12 protein-coding genes are annotated in these 16295 nt (G+C 67.0%); 8 read left to right on the forward strand and 4 right to left on the reverse strand.

Annotated features, from left to right (window positions below; translation table 11 throughout):
- Positions 1-70: 70 nt before the first annotated feature.
- The 3 genes from AB0F17_RS36170 (at position 71) to AB0F17_RS36180 (ending at position 4443) form a co-directional block, all read left to right on the forward strand.
- The gene (locus tag AB0F17_RS36170) at positions 71-2410 is read left to right on the forward strand and encodes a hypothetical protein (RefSeq protein WP_358032090.1); all 2340 of its coding nucleotides are present in this window, start codon (positions 71-73) and stop codon (positions 2408-2410) included.
- 87 nt (positions 2411-2497) lie between these two features.
- Positions 2498-3652, forward strand: a complete 1155-nt coding sequence (gene rffA, locus AB0F17_RS36175) for a dTDP-4-amino-4,6-dideoxygalactose transaminase (protein ID WP_358032092.1) — start codon at positions 2498-2500, stop codon at positions 3650-3652.
- Entirely contained in the window at positions 3652-4443 is a 792-nt protein-coding gene (locus tag AB0F17_RS36180) for a GNAT family N-acetyltransferase (RefSeq protein ID WP_358032095.1), read from the forward strand. Before rffA ends, AB0F17_RS36180 begins: the two co-directional genes overlap by 1 nt.
- Here the strand turns inward: AB0F17_RS36180 and AB0F17_RS36185 are convergent.
- Complete coding sequence (locus tag AB0F17_RS36185) at positions 4394-5434, reverse strand: glycosyltransferase family 2 protein (protein WP_358032097.1); 1041 nt, start codon at positions 5432-5434, stop codon at positions 4394-4396. The genes AB0F17_RS36180 and AB0F17_RS36185 overlap by 50 nt on opposite strands.
- Before the next feature lie 38 nt (positions 5435-5472).
- Between AB0F17_RS36185 and AB0F17_RS36190 the strand changes: the two genes are divergently transcribed.
- From AB0F17_RS36190 to rfbB, 3 genes are all read left to right on the forward strand, one after another.
- A complete protein-coding gene (locus AB0F17_RS36190) occupies positions 5473-5937 on the forward strand; it encodes a GtrA family protein (protein ID WP_358032099.1) in 465 nt (154 codons plus the stop codon).
- Positions 5938-6072: 135 nt separating this feature from the next.
- Entirely contained in the window at positions 6073-7140 is a 1068-nt protein-coding gene (locus AB0F17_RS36195; protein ID WP_358032101.1) for a glucose-1-phosphate thymidylyltransferase, read from the forward strand.
- Complete coding sequence (rfbB, locus tag AB0F17_RS36200; protein ID WP_358032104.1) at positions 7137-8135, forward strand: dTDP-glucose 4,6-dehydratase; 999 nt, start codon at positions 7137-7139, stop codon at positions 8133-8135. The genes AB0F17_RS36195 and rfbB overlap by 4 nt, the downstream gene beginning before the upstream one ends.
- A gap of 299 nt (positions 8136-8434) precedes the next feature.
- Here the strand turns inward: rfbB and AB0F17_RS36205 are convergent, their stop codons facing one another.
- Together AB0F17_RS36205 and AB0F17_RS36210 are read right to left on the reverse strand one after the other, a co-directional pair.
- A complete protein-coding gene (locus AB0F17_RS36205; protein WP_358032107.1) occupies positions 8435-9502 on the reverse strand; it encodes an ice-binding family protein in 1068 nt (355 codons plus the stop codon).
- A gap of 259 nt (positions 9503-9761) precedes the next feature.
- A complete protein-coding gene (locus AB0F17_RS36210) occupies positions 9762-11849 on the reverse strand; it encodes a DUF4082 domain-containing protein (protein ID WP_358032110.1) in 2088 nt (695 codons plus the stop codon).
- A gap of 615 nt (positions 11850-12464) precedes the next feature.
- Between AB0F17_RS36210 and AB0F17_RS36215 the strand changes: the two genes are divergently transcribed.
- Complete coding sequence (locus AB0F17_RS36215; RefSeq protein WP_358032112.1) at positions 12465-13724, forward strand: nucleotide sugar dehydrogenase; 1260 nt, start codon at positions 12465-12467, stop codon at positions 13722-13724.
- Positions 13725-13773: 49 nt separating this feature from the next.
- On the opposite strand, the gene AB0F17_RS36220 is transcribed toward AB0F17_RS36215, so the two are convergent.
- On the reverse strand, positions 13774-14646 hold the full coding sequence (locus AB0F17_RS36220; protein ID WP_358032114.1) for an SDR family oxidoreductase: 873 nt from the start codon (positions 14644-14646) through the stop codon (positions 13774-13776).
- A 180-nt stretch (positions 14647-14826) separates the two neighbouring features.
- Here AB0F17_RS36220 and AB0F17_RS36225 point away from each other — a divergent pair, with 180 nt between their 5' ends.
- Positions 14827-15885, forward strand: coding sequence for a dihydrodipicolinate reductase (locus AB0F17_RS36225; RefSeq protein ID WP_358032116.1), 1059 nt, complete (start codon positions 14827-14829; stop codon positions 15883-15885).
- Positions 15886-16295: the final 410 nt, after the last annotated feature.

Raw genomic sequence — 16295 nt, forward strand, 5'->3', positions numbered from 1 at the left:
CCGGAAAGAAACAACCGCGAGCAGGGGGCCCGGCCCGATCGAAGCCCTCGCCGCACTCAAGCTTGCGACCATGGACAAGATCTCGCCTGTCGACACTTCCGCGCTGAGCCGGCGGAGCACTCTGGAGGCAGAACGTCCGGTCCGCCCCGCACGCGGCGACCGGCGCCCGGCCCGCTGGTGGCCCACACTGTCAGGCTGGCTCGCGGCCGCCTTCGTGACGGCTTTCACCGCTGCCGTACTGATCCGCTATGGAGTGTCCGGCAGGGACCTGGCGCTGTTCGCCGTCTATGTCGTCTTGGGACTGGCGCTGCCCGGAGTCCTGGCGATCAGGGCCCTGTACCGCGATCCGCGCACATGGGCGGAGGAGATCGCACTGGGCCTGGCGTTCGGTTACGCCGTGGAGATCCTGGTCTACATTGGCGCTCGCGCCGTCGGGATGCCACTGCTTGTCGCGGTGTGGCCGTTGACCACGTACGCGCTCTTCCTCGCGGTCCCGTCCCTGCGCAGGCACTGGCGGGCCGGATCCCGCCCGCCGACTCCCCTGTGGTGGCCATGGGCCCTCGCCCTCGCCCTTACCTTCCTGGTCGGCTGCAGCGCCCTCAAGTTCTTCGGCACCCACGCCATCACCTGGCCCGGTCTCGGGGCGTCGGCTCCCGACATGCCGTTTCACCTGGCGCTGATCGGCGAGCTGAAGCACCATGTGCCGCCCTCGGTGCCGATGGTCGCGGGTGAGCCTCTGGCGTACCACTGGTTCGTCTACGCGCATCTCGCGGCGGCGAGCTGGCTGTCCGGAATAGAACCTCTTGTCCTGCTGTACCGCCTGGGGATGCTGCCCATGCTGGCCGCGTTCGTCGTCCTGGCCGACATGACCGGGCGCCGTGTCACGGGCTCATGGATCGGCGGGGTCGTCGCCCTCGTGGGCGCGGTCTTCGTGGGCGCGCCGAGCCTGTACCTGGGCACGAACGGGGTGTTCACCTGGGGAGGGGTTCCGGACACCGCGTGGATCAGCCCCACGCAGACGCTGGGCGCGCTGCTGTTCGCTCCCCTCGTCCTCATCCTCGTGGACCTTCTCGAGTACCGGTGGGGCGACGTCGGCACCTGGCTGCTGGCCGGGCTCTTCCTGGTGGTCCTGACCGGCGCCAAGGCGACCTATCTGCCCCTGCTCGGCGCTGGACTGCTGCTCGTGGCCGCGGTCGACGTGATAAGGCGACGCCGGCCGTACACGCCCGTACTCGTCCTGCTGGGAATGACCGCGGCATGCGTGCTCTTCGCGCAGTTCGTCCTGTTCGGCCGGGAGCGGCAAGGGCTGGTCATGGACCCGCTGTCCTTCATGCGCGGCACCTGGAGCAGACTCACCGGCCTGACCACGCCCTCGCCGGGCTCGACGCTGGGTATCACCTTGGTGTACCTGCTCTGCTGGGCCGTGACCTGGTCCGGCATCCTCGGGCTGCTGAGCATGCCACGACTGCTCATGCGGCCACGGGTGAGCCTCATGCTCGGCATGGGCGCGGCCGGGCTCGGCGCGGTGCTGCTGCTCGGGCACCCGGGCCAGAGCCAGCTCTTCTTTCTCTGGGGGGCCTACCCTTATCTGGCGGCCGTCGCAGCCTATGGGATCCTCATGCTCCTGCGGCTGGCACGGGTGTCGCCCAAGGCGGTGGTGTGCTCGACGGGCGCGGGACTCCTCGCCGCGTACCTGATCCCCATCCTCTGTGGCGTCAAGATTCCGCTGGGCCCCGGCCAGGAGGACGGGATCCTGTACCGGCCCTATCTCGCCTTGGTGGCCCTGACCGTACTGGCGGGCCTGCTCCTGGCTTTCCTGAAGGGACGCGCCTGCGCCTCGGCCCTCGTGCTCGTCGCGTTCGCGGCCATCGGCCTGCCCGCGTACTGGCACGCACGCGTTCTTTCCGCCATCGACAACGTCACCGGGGAGGATCCCCATCCCATGGTCAGACCGGTGGAGAACCGGGTGATCCCCCAGGGGGCTCTGACCGCCGGACGGTGGTTGCGCGACCATTCCGAACCGGACGATCTGGTGGCCACGAACACGCACTGCCGCCCGGGGTACGAGAATCCGTGCGACACCCGATACCCGTGGGTGGCCGCGTTGTCCGAACGGCACGTGCTGGTAGAGGGCTGGGCCTACACGGCCACGAACCTGAGCCACTGGCGTCCGGGACTGCTGCCGGAGGGCCTGCCGTTCTGGGACACCGAACTGATCAAGATGAACGACACGGCCTTCCAGTCGCCGAGCCGGACCGCCATGTCGCGCCTGCGCGAGCGTTACGGGGTGCGCTGGCTCTTCGTCGACGAGCTCCGGGCGAATCCCAGCCCGCGAATCGGCGATTTCGCGGAATTCCAGTTCCGGTCCGGCGATTACGCCGTCTATCGGCTGCGGGACAGCTTGATGTGAGGTGGTGAGGTAAGGCTTGCGTAATGCCTCATCCAGCCACAAGGCACCATGCGTGTCGGCCGGGCCGGCCCGTTGTTCACTGCGTTCGTGAACGCAACCGGCCTGACGGCGATCCCCTTCAACGTGCCGCACATCTCGGAGAACGAGCTCGACTACCTGGCGGAGGCCGTGCTCCGGCGGTTCACCCGCGGGGACGGCCCCTTCACCGAGCGGGCCACCCGTCTCCTCACGGAGATCACCGGGGCCCGCCGGGCGCTGCTGACCACCTCGTGCACGCACGCCCTGGAGATGTCGGCGCTCCTGCTCGATCTGCGGCCCGGCGACGAAGTGATCATGCCGTCGTTCACCTTCATGTCGACGGCCAACGCCTACGCGCTGCGCGGGGCCGTCCCGGTGTTCGCCGACTGCCGGCCGGACACGCTGAACCTGGATGAACGACAGCTCGAAGCCGCCATCACCGACCGCACCCGGGCCATCGTGGTCGTCCACTACGCGGGGGTCGGGTGCGCGATGGAGGAGATCGGCGAGCTCGCGCGACGGCACGGCCTCGCGGTCATCGAGGACAACGCCCATGGACTGGGCGGGTTCTACCAGGACCGTCCGCTCGGGTCGTTCGGCTGCATGACCGCCCAGAGCTTCCACGAGACGAAGAACGTGCAGTGCGGAGAGGGCGGCGCGCTGCTCCTGAACGACGCCGGCCTCGTCGAGCGCGCGGAGATCGTCAGGGAGAAGGGCACCGACCGGAGCCGGTTCTTCCGCGGCCAGGTGGACAAGTACCGGTGGGTCGACATCGGGTCCAGCTACCTGCCGTCGGACGTGCTCGCCGCGCAGCTCACCTCGCAGCTCGAATCGTTCGACAAGATCCAGTTCCGGCGCCAATCCGCGTGGCACAGGTATCACGAGGAACTGGCGGACTGGGCCGCGGAGAACGGGGTCGCCCAGCCGACGATCCCGGACGGGTGCACGCATCCGGCGCACCTGTACTACCTGCTGCTCCCCGACCTGGCGAACCGCCAGGCCTTCATCGGTCACCTCGCCGACCGTGGCGCGCAGGCGGCCTTCCACTACCAGCCGCTCCATGACTCACCGGCGGGTGAGCGGTACGGGCGGACGGCCCCGGGCGGCTGCCCGGTCACCGAGGAGGTCGCCGACCGTCTCGTACGGCTGCCGCTGTTCGCCGACCTGGACGACGCCGACCTGTCACGCGTGATCGACGCGGTCCGAGCCTACGAGGTGCGCTGATGGCCTGGCATGACGTGATCGAGGCGGAGGCCGTACAGGCGCGGGAGTCTCCGCTCGAGTCCGCGCGGTTCGGCTGCTCGGTGGAGCGGCTCACCGTCCCCACCGGGTCCGGATCGTCACTCTCGGCGGTCCGCGAGGCCGTCGTACGATCCGCCGCGGACGTGATCGTCCTTCGCTACCCGGCCGAGTGCATCGGCTGGTACGCCCAGTTGACCGCTCCGGGCCGGACGGCCATCTTCGCGGACTCCCTGGTGTACTGGCGGCTGCGCGCTGGAGCGGGCCGGGCGCCCGAGGCGTCGCCAGAGCTGCGCGCGACGGAGCTGACCGGAACGGCCGCGATCGAGGAGCTGGTGTCCGACATCTTCCTCGCGTACGGAAACCACTACCTGGCCAATCCCCTGTTCGACGCCGCCGACGTGATCGCCGGCTACCAGGACTGGGCACTGCGGTCGGCCGCCGAAGGCGGCTGCCTGGCGCTGCTGGACCGGCGCGCGGCCGGGACGGAATCGCCCGTCCTCGCGCTGGCCACCCTGGAGGAGGACGAAGCCCGGACGGAGATCCTGCTCGCCGGCGTGGTCTCCGCGCGGCAGGGGCGCGGCCTGTACGCTCACCTGCTCAAGGCGGTCGAGGACCGCACGCTGGCGCGCGGCGCGGGCGAGGTCGTCATCTCCACCCAGGGGCACAACACGCGCGTGCAGCGGGCATGGGCCCGATACGGGTTCGAGCCCGTGGGGACGGTTCTCACGGTTCATCTGGTCCGGAGCGCGCTCCTGCCTGGACGGGAACGCTAGAACCGCCGGGACGCGCCTCGGCGGAGGCGGTCGGTCCGACGCGCTCACGCACGACGTAGGTCGGCCGGCCCATGCCGCTGCCATGAATGCGGCCGATGTACTCCCCGAGGACCCCGATGGAGATGAGCTGCGCGGAGGAGAAGAGCGCGACCATCGAGGCGATGGTCGTGAAGCCGGCCACCGTGGTCTCTCCCGTGGCGAACCGCCACAGGACGGCCCCGCCCAGCAGCAGGCCGACGATGCCGACGAGAAATCCGAGATAGCTCGCCGCCCGCAGGGGCGCCGTGCTGTAGCCGAGCAGCATGTTCACCGCGTGCCGGATCAGCAGCCGCGCCGAGTAGTTGGAGCGCCCGTGATCGCGTTCGTTCATGCGCACACTGACCGACCCCACCTGGGAGGTGGCCCACGACAGGGCCACATCGACCGAGGCATGCGGCCCCGACAGCTCTTCGAACCCGTCGCGCAGACGCGTGCGAAAGGCGCGGAAGGCGCTGATCGCCCGGGCGGAGCGGATGCCCAGCGCGCTGGACATCCCGGCCTTCACCGATCGGGAGGCGAAGCTCCGGAGAACCCCGTGCTCCTCGCGGTAGGAGACGCCGTAGACCAGGTCGAGCCGATCGCCCTCAAGGGCGGCCAGCAGGAGCGGAATCTGCTCAGGCGGATGTTGCAGGTCGTCGTCCAACGTGACGACGACCTCGAAGGCCGCCTCCCTGATGCCGGCGATCAGCGCGTTGTGCTGGCCGTAGTTGCGGGACAGGTGGATCGCCCGTACGGCCTCGTTGCGACGGGCCAGGCCGGCGGCCGTCGCCCAGGTGTCGTCCGGACTGCCGTCGACGACGAGGATCACCTCGTGACGGACGGATGCCTCGCTCATGGTCGACAGGATCCTGGCCACCAGCGCTGGAAGAGTGCGCGCGGATCGGTAACACGGAATTACCACCGACACCGACATTGATCCCCCGATCATCCAGTGTGAGCCGGTTACAATCATGCTGCCCCCACCACGCGACGATCTGGAGTGCGGGCGACATGGTTGACGTGAAAAGCCACGCCAAAAGCGACAAGAAGCCGCATTTCTGGTGGCGGGCTCTGATCTGCGCTTTTGCTGGAAACCGCATCACATATCTAATGGCCGGCGCCATGACGGCAGTTGTCTATTACTGTCTCCTTGGCCTAGCATTGCTCGCCGCCGAGGATGCCGTTCCCTATCTTGTCCTGGTCGTGACCAGCCACTTCGTCACCGTGGTGATCGTGTACCCGTGGTATCGGCTGGTGGTGTTCCGGGTCTCCGGCGAGTCCTGGTTGCAGGGGTACCTGCGATTCTATGTGGTCGGCCTGAGCTTCCTCGGGGCGTCCCTCATCAGCCTGCCGATCCTCGTGAGCGTCATCGGAATTCCCATCATGATCGCGCAGGGCATGGTAATAGCCATAAGTCCACCACTGAGCTATCTGATACACCGAACATGGACTTTTCGCGATCGCGGAACCATCTAGTCTCGGCAACGTGCCGGGTTTTCTTCGACAAGAGCGCTGAACCGCGAAGTTCCCCTGGTCGCGGCTCGGCATAAACTCCAGCGGACAGGCGGCCGTTGCGGCCACGTCCTCTTCGCGGAAGGACTCAGGAAGCGGATGAAGGCGCTCGTTCTAGCGGGTGGCAAGGGGACGAGGCTGCGCCCGCTCACCCATACCTCGGCGAAACAACTGGTCCCCGTGGCCAACAAACCGGTCCTCTTCTACGGACTCGAAGCGCTGCGAGACGCGGGCATCACCAGCGTGGGCATCATCGTCGGCGACACGGCCCACGAGGTGCGCGAGGCCGTCGGGGACGGCTCCGCGTTCGGCCTCGACATCACCTACATCCCCCAGCAGGCCCCCTTGGGCCTGGCTCACTGCGTCCTGATCGCCAGAGAGTTCCTCGCCGACGAGCCCTTCGTGATGTACCTGGGCGACAACTTCCTGGTGGGCGGCATCACCACCCTGGTCGACGCGTTCCGCGGGGCCGACCATGACGCGCAGATCCTGCTCACCAAGGTCGCCGAACCACAGTTCTACGGCGTGGCCGAGCTCGGACCGGAAGGCGAGATCCTCGGGCTTGAGGAGAAGCCGGAGCACCCGCGCAGCGATCTCGCGATCGTCGGGGTCTACATCTTCTCCCCCGTCATCCACGAGGCCGTACGGAGCATCACACCGTCCGCGCGCGGCGAGCTGGAGATCACGGACGCCATCACCTGGCTGATCGACAGGGGCTACCGCGTCCACTCCCACTTCGTCAGCGGCTACTGGAAGGACACCGGGCGGCTCCAGGACATGCTGGAATGCAACCGGATCATCCTCGAACAGATCGAGCCCGACATCAGCGGCACCGTGGACGGCCGGAGTGAGATCACCGGGCGAGTCGTCGTCGAGCGGGGCGCGGTGGTGGAGAACTCCGTCCTGCGCGGGCCCGTCGTGATCGGCGCCGACTCCAAGATCATCTCTTCCTATGTCGGCCCCTTCACCTCGATCGGGGAGAGGTGCGAGCTGGCGAACACCGAGATCGAGTACTCCATCGTGCTCGACAGCTCATCCATCCGCGGCGTCTCGCGCATCGGACACTCCCTGATCGGCCGCAACGTCGAAGTGAACCGTGCGGAAGGCATGCCGAACACCCACGAGCTCATGGTGGGCGATCACAGCAAGATACAGGTGCGCTCATGAGGATTCTGGTCACCGGCGGTGCCGGGTTCATCGGCTCCCACTATGTACGTTCGCTGCTACTGGGCTCGTATCCGGGCTACGAGGCCGTGAACATCACCGTTCTCGACAAGCTCACCTATGCCGGAAATCTCGGCAATCTTGCGCCTGTCGACGGACATCCCGGCTACACATTCATTCGCGGAGACATCACCGACCTGCAGCTTCTCGCGGAGATCGTGCCCGAGTGCGAGGTGATCGTGAACTTCGCGGCCGAGACGCACGTCGACCGGTCCATCACGGGCGCCGGTGACTTCGTGACGACGAACGTGCTGGGCACCCAGCGACTGCTGCAGGCGGCGCTGGAGGCCGGCGTCCGGACGGTGGTGCACGTCTCCACCGACGAGGTGTACGGGTCGATCGCGGAAGGGTCCTGGTCCGAGGACGAGCCCCTGCTCCCGAACTCACCGTACTCGGCGGCCAAAGCCGGCAGTGACCTGCTCTGCCGGGCCTACCACCAGACGTACGGCCTCGATGTCCGGGTGACCCGCTGTTCCAACAACTACGGCCCTTACCAGCACCCGGAGAAGCTCATCCCGCTCTTCGTCACCAACCTCCTCGACCGCGAGCGGGTCCCCCTCTACGGCGACGGGCTGAACGTACGGGACTGGCTGCACGTCGACGACCACTGCCGGGGCATTCACCTGGTGCTGGAGAAGGGCTCGCCGGGAGAGACGTACAACATCGGCGGCGGCACCGAACTCACCAACCGGGAGCTCACCGGGTTGCTGCTGACCACGCTCGGGACGGGATGGGAGATGGTCAGGCAGGTGCCGGACCGGCTCGGGCACGACCGTCGCTATTCCGTCGACTACGGCAAGCTCCAAGCCCTGGGCTACGAACCGCTGACGGGGTTCGCGGACGGCCTGGCGGCGACGGTGCGCTGGTACGAGGACAACCAGCGATGGTGGCGACCCCTGAAAGCCGCCGCCACCGAGGCCACAGATCTGATCGGGTAAGCACACCGACGTTCGGCACCTCGACCCACCAACCCCGAACCGGAAAACCCGACCTCTGGGACCTCGGGGGCTCGGGGCCTTGGAATCCGCCGGGGCCCTGGGGCCTTGGGGGGAGGCTCCGGGTGATGGAGGGAACGTAGACGGTGACCGTGCGCACGTCGCGGTGGGGTGGCGGCGCGGCCGGTGAGCGTGACCCTGGAATGCCGGTGACCCAGGGCGGCGGGTGGGTCTTCCCGTGCTGTGCCGTACAGAATGAGCTGGGTTGTGCTTTTGACAGGGTGGGGGATGCCCCGTCAGACCTAGCCGTTGACGATCTGCAATATCGGGTCCGACTTGCTCGGGGCGTGGTGGATCTGCGCCTCGTGGTCGAAGGTGTCGCCACCCAGATAGACGGCGACGATCCGATGCTGCCCCCGGTCGAGGCTGGAGGTCGTGAACACCGCACGGCCGGTGCGGTTGAGGAACACCGACCCGAGAACGGTCGAGCCGTCCTTGAAGACCACTTCGCCGGCCGGGATCAGCTTGCCGCTGACCGCGACCACAGTGGCGGTGAACGTGACCGGCTGTCCCTTCATGGACGGGTTGCGGGAGCTGGTCAAAGTGGTGGCGGTGGGCGGGTCGTTCGGGATGGCGATGCGAGTGGCCGGGATGCTGTCGGTGCCGGTGGTGGTGACGGAGCCGTTCAGGGAGAAGATCCGGCCGTCGACGCTGGCGCCGAAGTTCACGGCGACGGCGTGCTGGGCCAGCACGTTGCCACGGAAGGTGCTGTAGATCCCCAGCGCCGCGGTGTCGCTGATCTGCCAGAAGACGTTGTCGGCCTGCGCGCCGCGCGCCAGGGCGATGTTGCTGACCCTGGCGGTGGTCAGGGTGTCCGCCCGGAAGGCGAAGACGGCGTCCGGGTCCCCCTGCGCGTCGAGGGTGAGCGTGCCGTTGATCGCGAAGCCGCCGCCGTCGGAGTCGTACAGGCCGGGCCCCTTGGTCGTACCGCCCAGTTGCGCCGCCACCGTGGCATCGGCGGTCCGCCCGGCGATGTCGTTGTAAGCGGCGACCACATCGGCCTTGACCGCCGCCGCGGTCGCGTTGCCCAGCTGCCGGTCACCGTTGATGGTGCCGGGCGGGAAGCCGGTCAGCGTCCTGGCGGGGCTGATCCCCAGATCTCCGGAGATCGTGGTCAGGTTCGTGTTGTTGACCGACACCCCGGCCACGACCCCGTACGGCTCCGCGGCGCCGATGTCCACCGACCGCGGCGCGCTCGCGCCCTCGGTCAGGGTCACCAGCACACCTACCACCAGCGCGACCGCCGCGATCACCCCCATCCACAACCGACCGGCATTCCCCCAAAAACGGGAAAAATCGATATTAGTCATTAGCCACTCCTTTTATCGGTGATCTGGGATAAATCCCCCGCCGGTCATATGACGCTGGATATTTGACATTAGCGGGCATCGATGCGGTTCCCGAGAAATGACATGCGGCGCGCGCCCGTGTCGTGTTCACGATAAGGACATGACACGGCCCCGCTGCGCAGGCAATGAACTGTCTGCACAACGGGGCCTTTGGCGGTAACCCAGACCTCACGGATCCGCTATGAACATCGGCGGTCGTAAGCTCGAAGACTCACGGCGGTCAGTCGAATACCGGATCGATCCAGTAGTTGGTGGACTGGTAGGAGCTCGTCGGGAAGGTGCTGGTCGCCCCGTAGGTGTACACCCCGTTCGGGTCCGTACCGTTCGCCAGAGCGGTGAGCGGCCCGTTCGTGTATGCCGAGGAGAAGTACGGGCGAGTTATCGAATAAAATCCCGACGTCGTGTGATACGACGCTATATAGGTGGTATTGGCACTGATCGCGACAGGCGTCAAGAAATTCACCTGCTGCCAGCCAGAGGCCGTCTCGCCGGTGAACGTCGCGCTCGCGAGCAGCTGACCACCACTGCTCCACAGGGCTCCGGTATGAGTCCCCGTATTCGAAGAACCCTTGAAGAACCTGAGGGCGACGATTTTCCCGCTTGTCGACGCCCGGAACTTCACGCCGACCGTAACAGCCTGCGAATCAGATTGAGACTGGACGGCCGGAGTGGCCGCTGTGTCCCACAGACTGTCCGACGGCTGGAACACGACATCGACCCAGTAGTTGGTCGATTGCACGGAGCTCGTCGGGAAGGTGCTGGTCGCCCCGTAGGTGTACACCCCATTCGGGTCCGTACCGTTCGCCAGAGCGGTGAGCGGCCCGTTCGTGAATGCCGAAGTGAAGTACGGGCGGTTCATCGAATAATATCCCGACGTCGTGTGATACGACGCTACATAGGTGGTATTGGCACTGATCGCGACAGGCGTCGAGAAATTCACCTGCTGCCAGCCAGAGGCGGTCTCGCTGGTGAACGTCGCGCTCGCGAGCAGCTGACCACTGCTGTTCCACAGGCTTCCGGTATGAGTCCCCGTGTTCAGAGCGCCCTTGAAGAACCGGACGGCGTGGACGGTCCCGCTCACTGAGGCCCGGAACTTCACGCCGACCGTGATCGCCTGCGTATCCGGTTGAGACTGGACGGCCGGAGTGACCGCCTTGTTCCACAGGCTGTCCGACACGTCCTGAACCACTTCCGGCGAAAAGCTCGGCGCGAAGTGGATCAGCGCCTCGTGGTCGAAGACGTCGCCGCCCAGGTAGACGGCGGTGAGGTGGTGTGCCCCGGCGCTGAGGTTCGGGATCGTGATCCTGGCCACGTCGTCGTCGTCCTGGTTGCTCGAGCCGAGTACGGTCGAGCCGTCCTTGAAGACCACTTCGCCGGCGGGGACCACAGTGCCGCTGACCTGCGCCACGACGGCGGTGAGGGTGACCGGCTGCCCTCTCCAGGAGGGGTCGTCCGAGGAGGTCAGGGTAGTGGTGGTGGGCGGGTCGTTGGGAACGGTGATCCGCGTGGCCGGGACGCTGTCGGTGCCGGTGATGTGGACGAAATCGTTGATTGCGAAGATCCGGCCGTTGACGCTGGCGCCGAAGTTCACCACGACGGAGTCCTGGGCCAGCACGTTGCCGCGGAAGGTGCTGTAGGTGCCCAGCGCCACGGTGTCGTTGAACTGCCAGAAGACGTTGTCGGCCTGCGCGCCGCGCGCCAGGGCGATGTTGGAGACGTTGGCGGTGGTCAGGGTGTTCGCCCGGAAGATGAAGACGGCGTTCGGATCCCCCTGCGCGTCGAGGGTGAGCGTGCCGCTGATCGTGAAGGCGCCGGTGGTGGAGGCGTACAGGCCGGGCCCCTTGGTCGTGCCGCCCAACTGCGCCGCCACCGTGAAATCGGCGGTCCGCCCGGCGATGTCGTTGTAGGCGGCCACCACATCGGCCTTGACGGTGGCCGCGGTCGCGTTGCCCAGATCCCTGTCACCGTTGATGGTGCCGGGCGGGAAGCCGGTCAGCGTATTGCCGGGACTGACCGCGACGTCTCCGGTGACCGTGGTGAGATCCGTGTTGGTGATCTCGTCTCCGGCCACGATCCCGTACGGCTCCGCGTCACCGATATCCACCGGCCCCGTCGCGCCGGCGCTCTGCGGCAGCCCTACCAGCGCGCCTGCCACCAGCACGACCGCTGCCGCCGCCCCCATCCACAACCGACCGGCATTGCCCGAAGAACGGGAACATCTGACTTTGATGGTCGCGTCGTGCTTGAGAGCTTCGGGGAAGGCTGTGCCGGCTGCTCGATCGGGCGCATCGCTATGTGATTTTGACATGCGCCACAACTCCTCACTGTATCTTGTGCTACTCAGGCAATCGGCTGGGCGCCGCAGCCCGCGGCTCGCCAAGGATCCATACGGCGGCGTTCCACACTCGCCTGGTTCATCGCGTTTGCCATTAAAAGCGGCTATAAGTCCAGCCGTAAGAGATACGACCCGAATGTCGTCGATCCCCTTTAAGACGCTACGACATTCGGCAGGAGCATGCCTTGAACGGCATCACACGAAAAACCTACATGTGATCAAGAAGAGCCCAGGCTAATGCCCGATTGGCCAGCTCTTTACCCGCGAATACCCTTCTCCGATACTTACCTGGAAGCTTTAAAGGGCTCTCTCACCTGCGGATCTCCTCTTCTCGAGGGCTCGGCCGTCATCCATTGACGAAATCCATCCAGCGGCCGAGCCGCCCACCGATTCTCTGGAAGACCGACTCCAGGAGCGGAAATATCCGCGCTAATACCCTTATGTGCCCCGAATCGCTGGCCATGCCGCGGAAAACACTGGAGCCTGCCATAAGACGACACGCCGGGGATCGCCATCGAATCGGCGATATGAGAACTCCGGGCTCCTACAGTCGGATCGTGTCTCATCCGATGTAACGGGGGTCCTGGCATGAGAGAGAAACTGGTGGTCGTCGGCCAAGGCTACGTCGGCCTGCCGCTGGCGATGCGGGCGGTCGGCGCGGGATTCGACGTCGTGGGCATCGACGTGGACGAGTGGCGGATCAAGCGGTTGAACGCCGGCGAGTCCTATGTCGAGGACATCAGCGACGACGAGCTGGCCGCCGCGCACCGCTGCGGTCGCTACTTCGCCACTACCGATTATGCCGACGCCAAGAGATTCGACATCTGTGTGATCACGGTGCCGACGCCATTGAGCGAGGGCGTTCCCGATCTCCGTCACATCGCCTCGGCCGCCCGATCCATCGCGCCGCTGCTACGGCCGGGCGCCACGGTGGTCCTGGAGTCCACCACCTACCCCGGAACCACCGAGGAGTACCTCCTGCCCCTGCTGAAGGAAGGCTCCGGACTGCAGGCACCCGAGGACTTCTTCCTCGGCTACAGCCCGGAACGCATCGATCCGGGAAACACCCGCTGGCGGCTCGAGAACACGCCGAAGATCGTGTCCGGCATCGACGAGTCCTCGCTGAAAAGGGTCCAGGCCTTCTACGAGCGGATCGTGCAGGAGGTCGTTCCCGTCTCCTCGCTCCAGGTGGCCGAGCTGTGCAAGCTCCTTGAGAACACCTTCCGGCACATCAACATCGCCCTGGTGAACGAGCTGGCCATCTTCGCGCGGCAGTTGGGGATCGACGTCTGGGAGGCCATCGACGCCGCTTCCACCAAACCGTTCGGCTACATGCGCTTCACCCCAGGCCCGGGCGTCGGCGGGCACTGCCTGCCGATCGACCCGTCCTACCTGTCGTGGAAGGTCAAGCGCAGCCTGGGGCACAACTTCCGGTTCGTGGAGCTGGCGAACGACATCAACGACCACATGCCGGATCACGTCATCCACCGGCTGGCCCTCGCGCTGAACCAGCGCTCCAGGTCGATCAAGGGCAGCCGGGTGGTCGTGCTCGGCCTCGCCTACAAGAAGAACGCGGGAGACTGCCGCGAGTCCCCGGCGATCGAGGTGGCCAGGACCCTGCGCAAGCTGGGCGCGGATGTGCGCGCCGCCGACCCGCACGTGGACCACTTCCTGCTGCCGCAGGGCATCGCGATCGTCGACGCCACCCGCCAGGAGCTCGCCAAGGCGGACGCGGTGATGATCCTCACCGACCACGACTGCTTCGACTACGAGATGGTCGAGCAGGCGAGCGCCTTCGTCTTCGACACGCGCAACCGCTGCCGGGGGCCCAACGTCGAGCGGCTGTGACGGACCCGCAGGGGGGCTACCCGCCGTCGAGCAGGTAGCCCCGGCGTCTCTAGAGCATGGCCTTCATCGAGTCGGCGGCCGACAGCACGTAGGGCTGCTCGACCATGACCGCGTCCCAGTTGTCCGCGAGCGACTCCGGCGTGAGGTCGTCGGACTTCCAGCCGGGCCCCTCGGCCACGAACACGCGCGCCACCCGGCCGCCGCCGACGCTGAACACCTCGCCGCTCGGCGCGCACGACTCGTGAACGAGGTAGGCCACCACCGCGCTGACCCGCTCAGGCGTGAACTTGGCCTCGAACTCGGCCGGCAGCAACGACTCGGTCATCCGCGTCCAGGCGATCGGCGCGATGGCGTTGGCCTTGATGCCGTTGCGGGCGCCCTCGATGCCGAGCGTCTTGGTCAGGCCGACCAGGCCCATCTTGGCCGTGGAGTAGTTGGCCTGGCCGAAGTTGCCGAACAGGCCCGCGGGGCTGGAGGTGTTGACGATGCGGCCGTAGCCGGCCTCCTTCATGTACGGGTAGGCGGCCTGGCTGACCAGGTAGGAGCCGCGCACGTGCACGGCCAGCACCCCGTCGAAGTCCTCCACCGCCATCTTCCCGAACGACCTGTCGCGCAGGATGCCCGCGTTGTTGACGACGATGTCGATCTTGCCGAACGCGTCGATCGCGGCCTGCGCGATCGCCCTGGCCCCTTCCGGCGTGGCCACGTTGTCGGCGTTGGCGATGGCCTGGCCACCGTTCTTGGTGATGAGCTCGACCACCTCGCCGGCGGGACCCGCGGAGGCGCCGGTGCCGTCGAGCGCGCCGCCCAGGTCGTTCACGACGACCTTGGCACCTCGCTCGGCCAGCAGGAGCGCGTGCGACCTGCCGAGACCGTGCCCGGCTCCCGTAATGATCGCGACCCTGTCATCGAACCGAAGCATCGAACCTCCAGCGCAGGAGAACAACGTTCTAGTAATGGCACAATAACCCGAGTCCGCTGCACTGTGACTGATCGTCGCGGATAGTGATCGAACGGTTCATTATCTGCTAGAGTTCTGGGCTCCGCACGGGCGGCGCCCCCCAGCACCCGTCCGCCCTCCACCGGGCCTGGGAGGCCGGACATGCCGGTAGACGCGCCCATTCGTGTGGTTCAGTGGGCCACCGGAGCCGTCGGCCGCTACGCGCTGCGCAGCGTGCTCAGCAGGCCGGGGCTGGAGCTCGCGGGGGTCCTGGTCTATGACCCCGACAAGATCGGCAAGGATGCCGGCGAACTGGTCGGCCTGCCCTACACGGGCGTGTGCTGCACGGGCGACCCCGAACGCGCCATGGCCATCGACGCCGACTGCGTCCTGCACATGCCGCTGCCGTCCTCCTTCTTCGGCCCGGACCGGACCCTCGACCTGGAGACCATCTGCGCGCTGCTCGCCTCGGGCAAGAACGTCATCACGACCACCGGCTTCGTCTACCCCAAGTCGTACGGGCCGCGGGTGGTGGAGCGCATCGAGGCCGCCTGCGCCAAGGGCGGCACCACGCTCCACGGCACCGGCATCAACCCGGGCTTCATGAGCGACTTCCTGCCGCTGGCGCTGACCGGACTGGCCGACCGGGTCGACCACATCTACGTGCGCGAATCATCGGACTTCCGCGGCCACCCGTCCCGCCAGGTCGTCGTGGACCTGATCGGGTTCACCCGCACGGCCAAGGACTACACGGCGGCGGTGCGGCCGTTCCGGACCTTCCAGCGCGCGCTCTTCGCCGAGAGCGTGCAACTCGTGGCCGACGCGCTCGACGTGCACCTCGACGAGGTGGAGGAGCGGGACGAGTTCGAGGTGGCCGGGCAGACGTTCGAGATCGCGGCCGGCCTGGTCGAGGAGGGCGCGGTGTGCGCGTCGCGCTGGGTGTTCTCGGGCCTGGTGCGGGGGCGGCCGTTCATGACCGTCGAGGTGATCTACAAGGCCGACGCCGGCAAGGTGGACCGCTGGCCGGACCCGGGCTTCGCGATCCACATCGAGGGGGTGCCGCACATGACGATGTCCATCGACGAGGTCTCCCACGGCCTCGCCGCCGCAGCCGCCCACGCCATCAACACCATCCCCTCCGTCTGCGCCGCCCCACCCGGCATATGCACCATCCTCGACCTGCCGCTTCCCACTGCCCGCGCCAGGGTCCGCACGAGATAGAAATAGAGATATTTTTCTTTCTCGCGCCCGATGCCACACGCGAGCTTTTTCTTTTTCTTCTTCTTGTACGGCCGGCAGTGGCCAGCCCCACCCACCGCCCATGGCTGGGCTCTGTCCAGGAGCACGCTCCTCCGGTGGAGCGGGCTGGCCGCCGTGACGCGCGCACTGTTGACCAGGGCTGCCGTCATTCGTGAGATGGCGTCTCCGGCCATGCGCGAGCAGGTGTCTCCGGCATGCGTGAGCAGGTGTCCCCGGCTCGACAAGCGGGAGGCAGTGAGCGTCTTGTCCGGAGGGGAGGTGGGTTTTGCTTGGGGGTGGCCGTGGTCTCACCGTCTCGTCACGGTGGCCGACCCCGCACACCTCAGGAGCGTATCCCTGGACAGAGCCCAGCCGCGGGCGCCGGGTGGGGC

Origin of the sequence: Nonomuraea sp. NPDC026600, from assembly GCF_040638335.1 — a bacterium.
Lineage (GTDB): Bacteria > Actinomycetota > Actinomycetes > Streptosporangiales > Streptosporangiaceae > Nonomuraea.

Coding starts and splice junctions, on each gene's coding strand:
- AB0F17_RS36170 (WP_358032090.1), top strand. CDS start 71: ATGGACAAGATCTCGCCTGTCGACACTTCCGCGCTGAGCCGGCGGAGC.
- AB0F17_RS36180 (WP_358032095.1), top strand. CDS start 3,652: ATGGCCTGGCATGACGTGATCGAGGCGGAGGCCGTACAGGCGCGGGAG.
- AB0F17_RS36185 (WP_358032097.1), bottom strand. CDS start 5,434: ATGATTGTAACCGGCTCACACTGGATGATCGGGGGATCAATGTCGGTG.
- AB0F17_RS36190 (WP_358032099.1), top strand. CDS start 5,473: ATGGTTGACGTGAAAAGCCACGCCAAAAGCGACAAGAAGCCGCATTTC.
- AB0F17_RS36195 (WP_358032101.1), top strand. CDS start 6,073: ATGAAGGCGCTCGTTCTAGCGGGTGGCAAGGGGACGAGGCTGCGCCCG.
- rfbB (WP_358032104.1), top strand. CDS start 7,137: ATGAGGATTCTGGTCACCGGCGGTGCCGGGTTCATCGGCTCCCACTAT.
- AB0F17_RS36205 (WP_358032107.1), bottom strand. CDS start 9,502: ATGACTAATATCGATTTTTCCCGTTTTTGGGGGAATGCCGGTCGGTTG.
- AB0F17_RS36210 (WP_358032110.1), bottom strand. CDS start 11,849: ATGTCAAAATCACATAGCGATGCGCCCGATCGAGCAGCCGGCACAGCC.
- AB0F17_RS36215 (WP_358032112.1), top strand. CDS start 12,465: ATGAGAGAGAAACTGGTGGTCGTCGGCCAAGGCTACGTCGGCCTGCCG.
- AB0F17_RS36220 (WP_358032114.1), bottom strand. CDS start 14,646: ATGCTTCGGTTCGATGACAGGGTCGCGATCATTACGGGAGCCGGGCAC.
- AB0F17_RS36225 (WP_358032116.1), top strand. CDS start 14,827: ATGCCGGTAGACGCGCCCATTCGTGTGGTTCAGTGGGCCACCGGAGCC.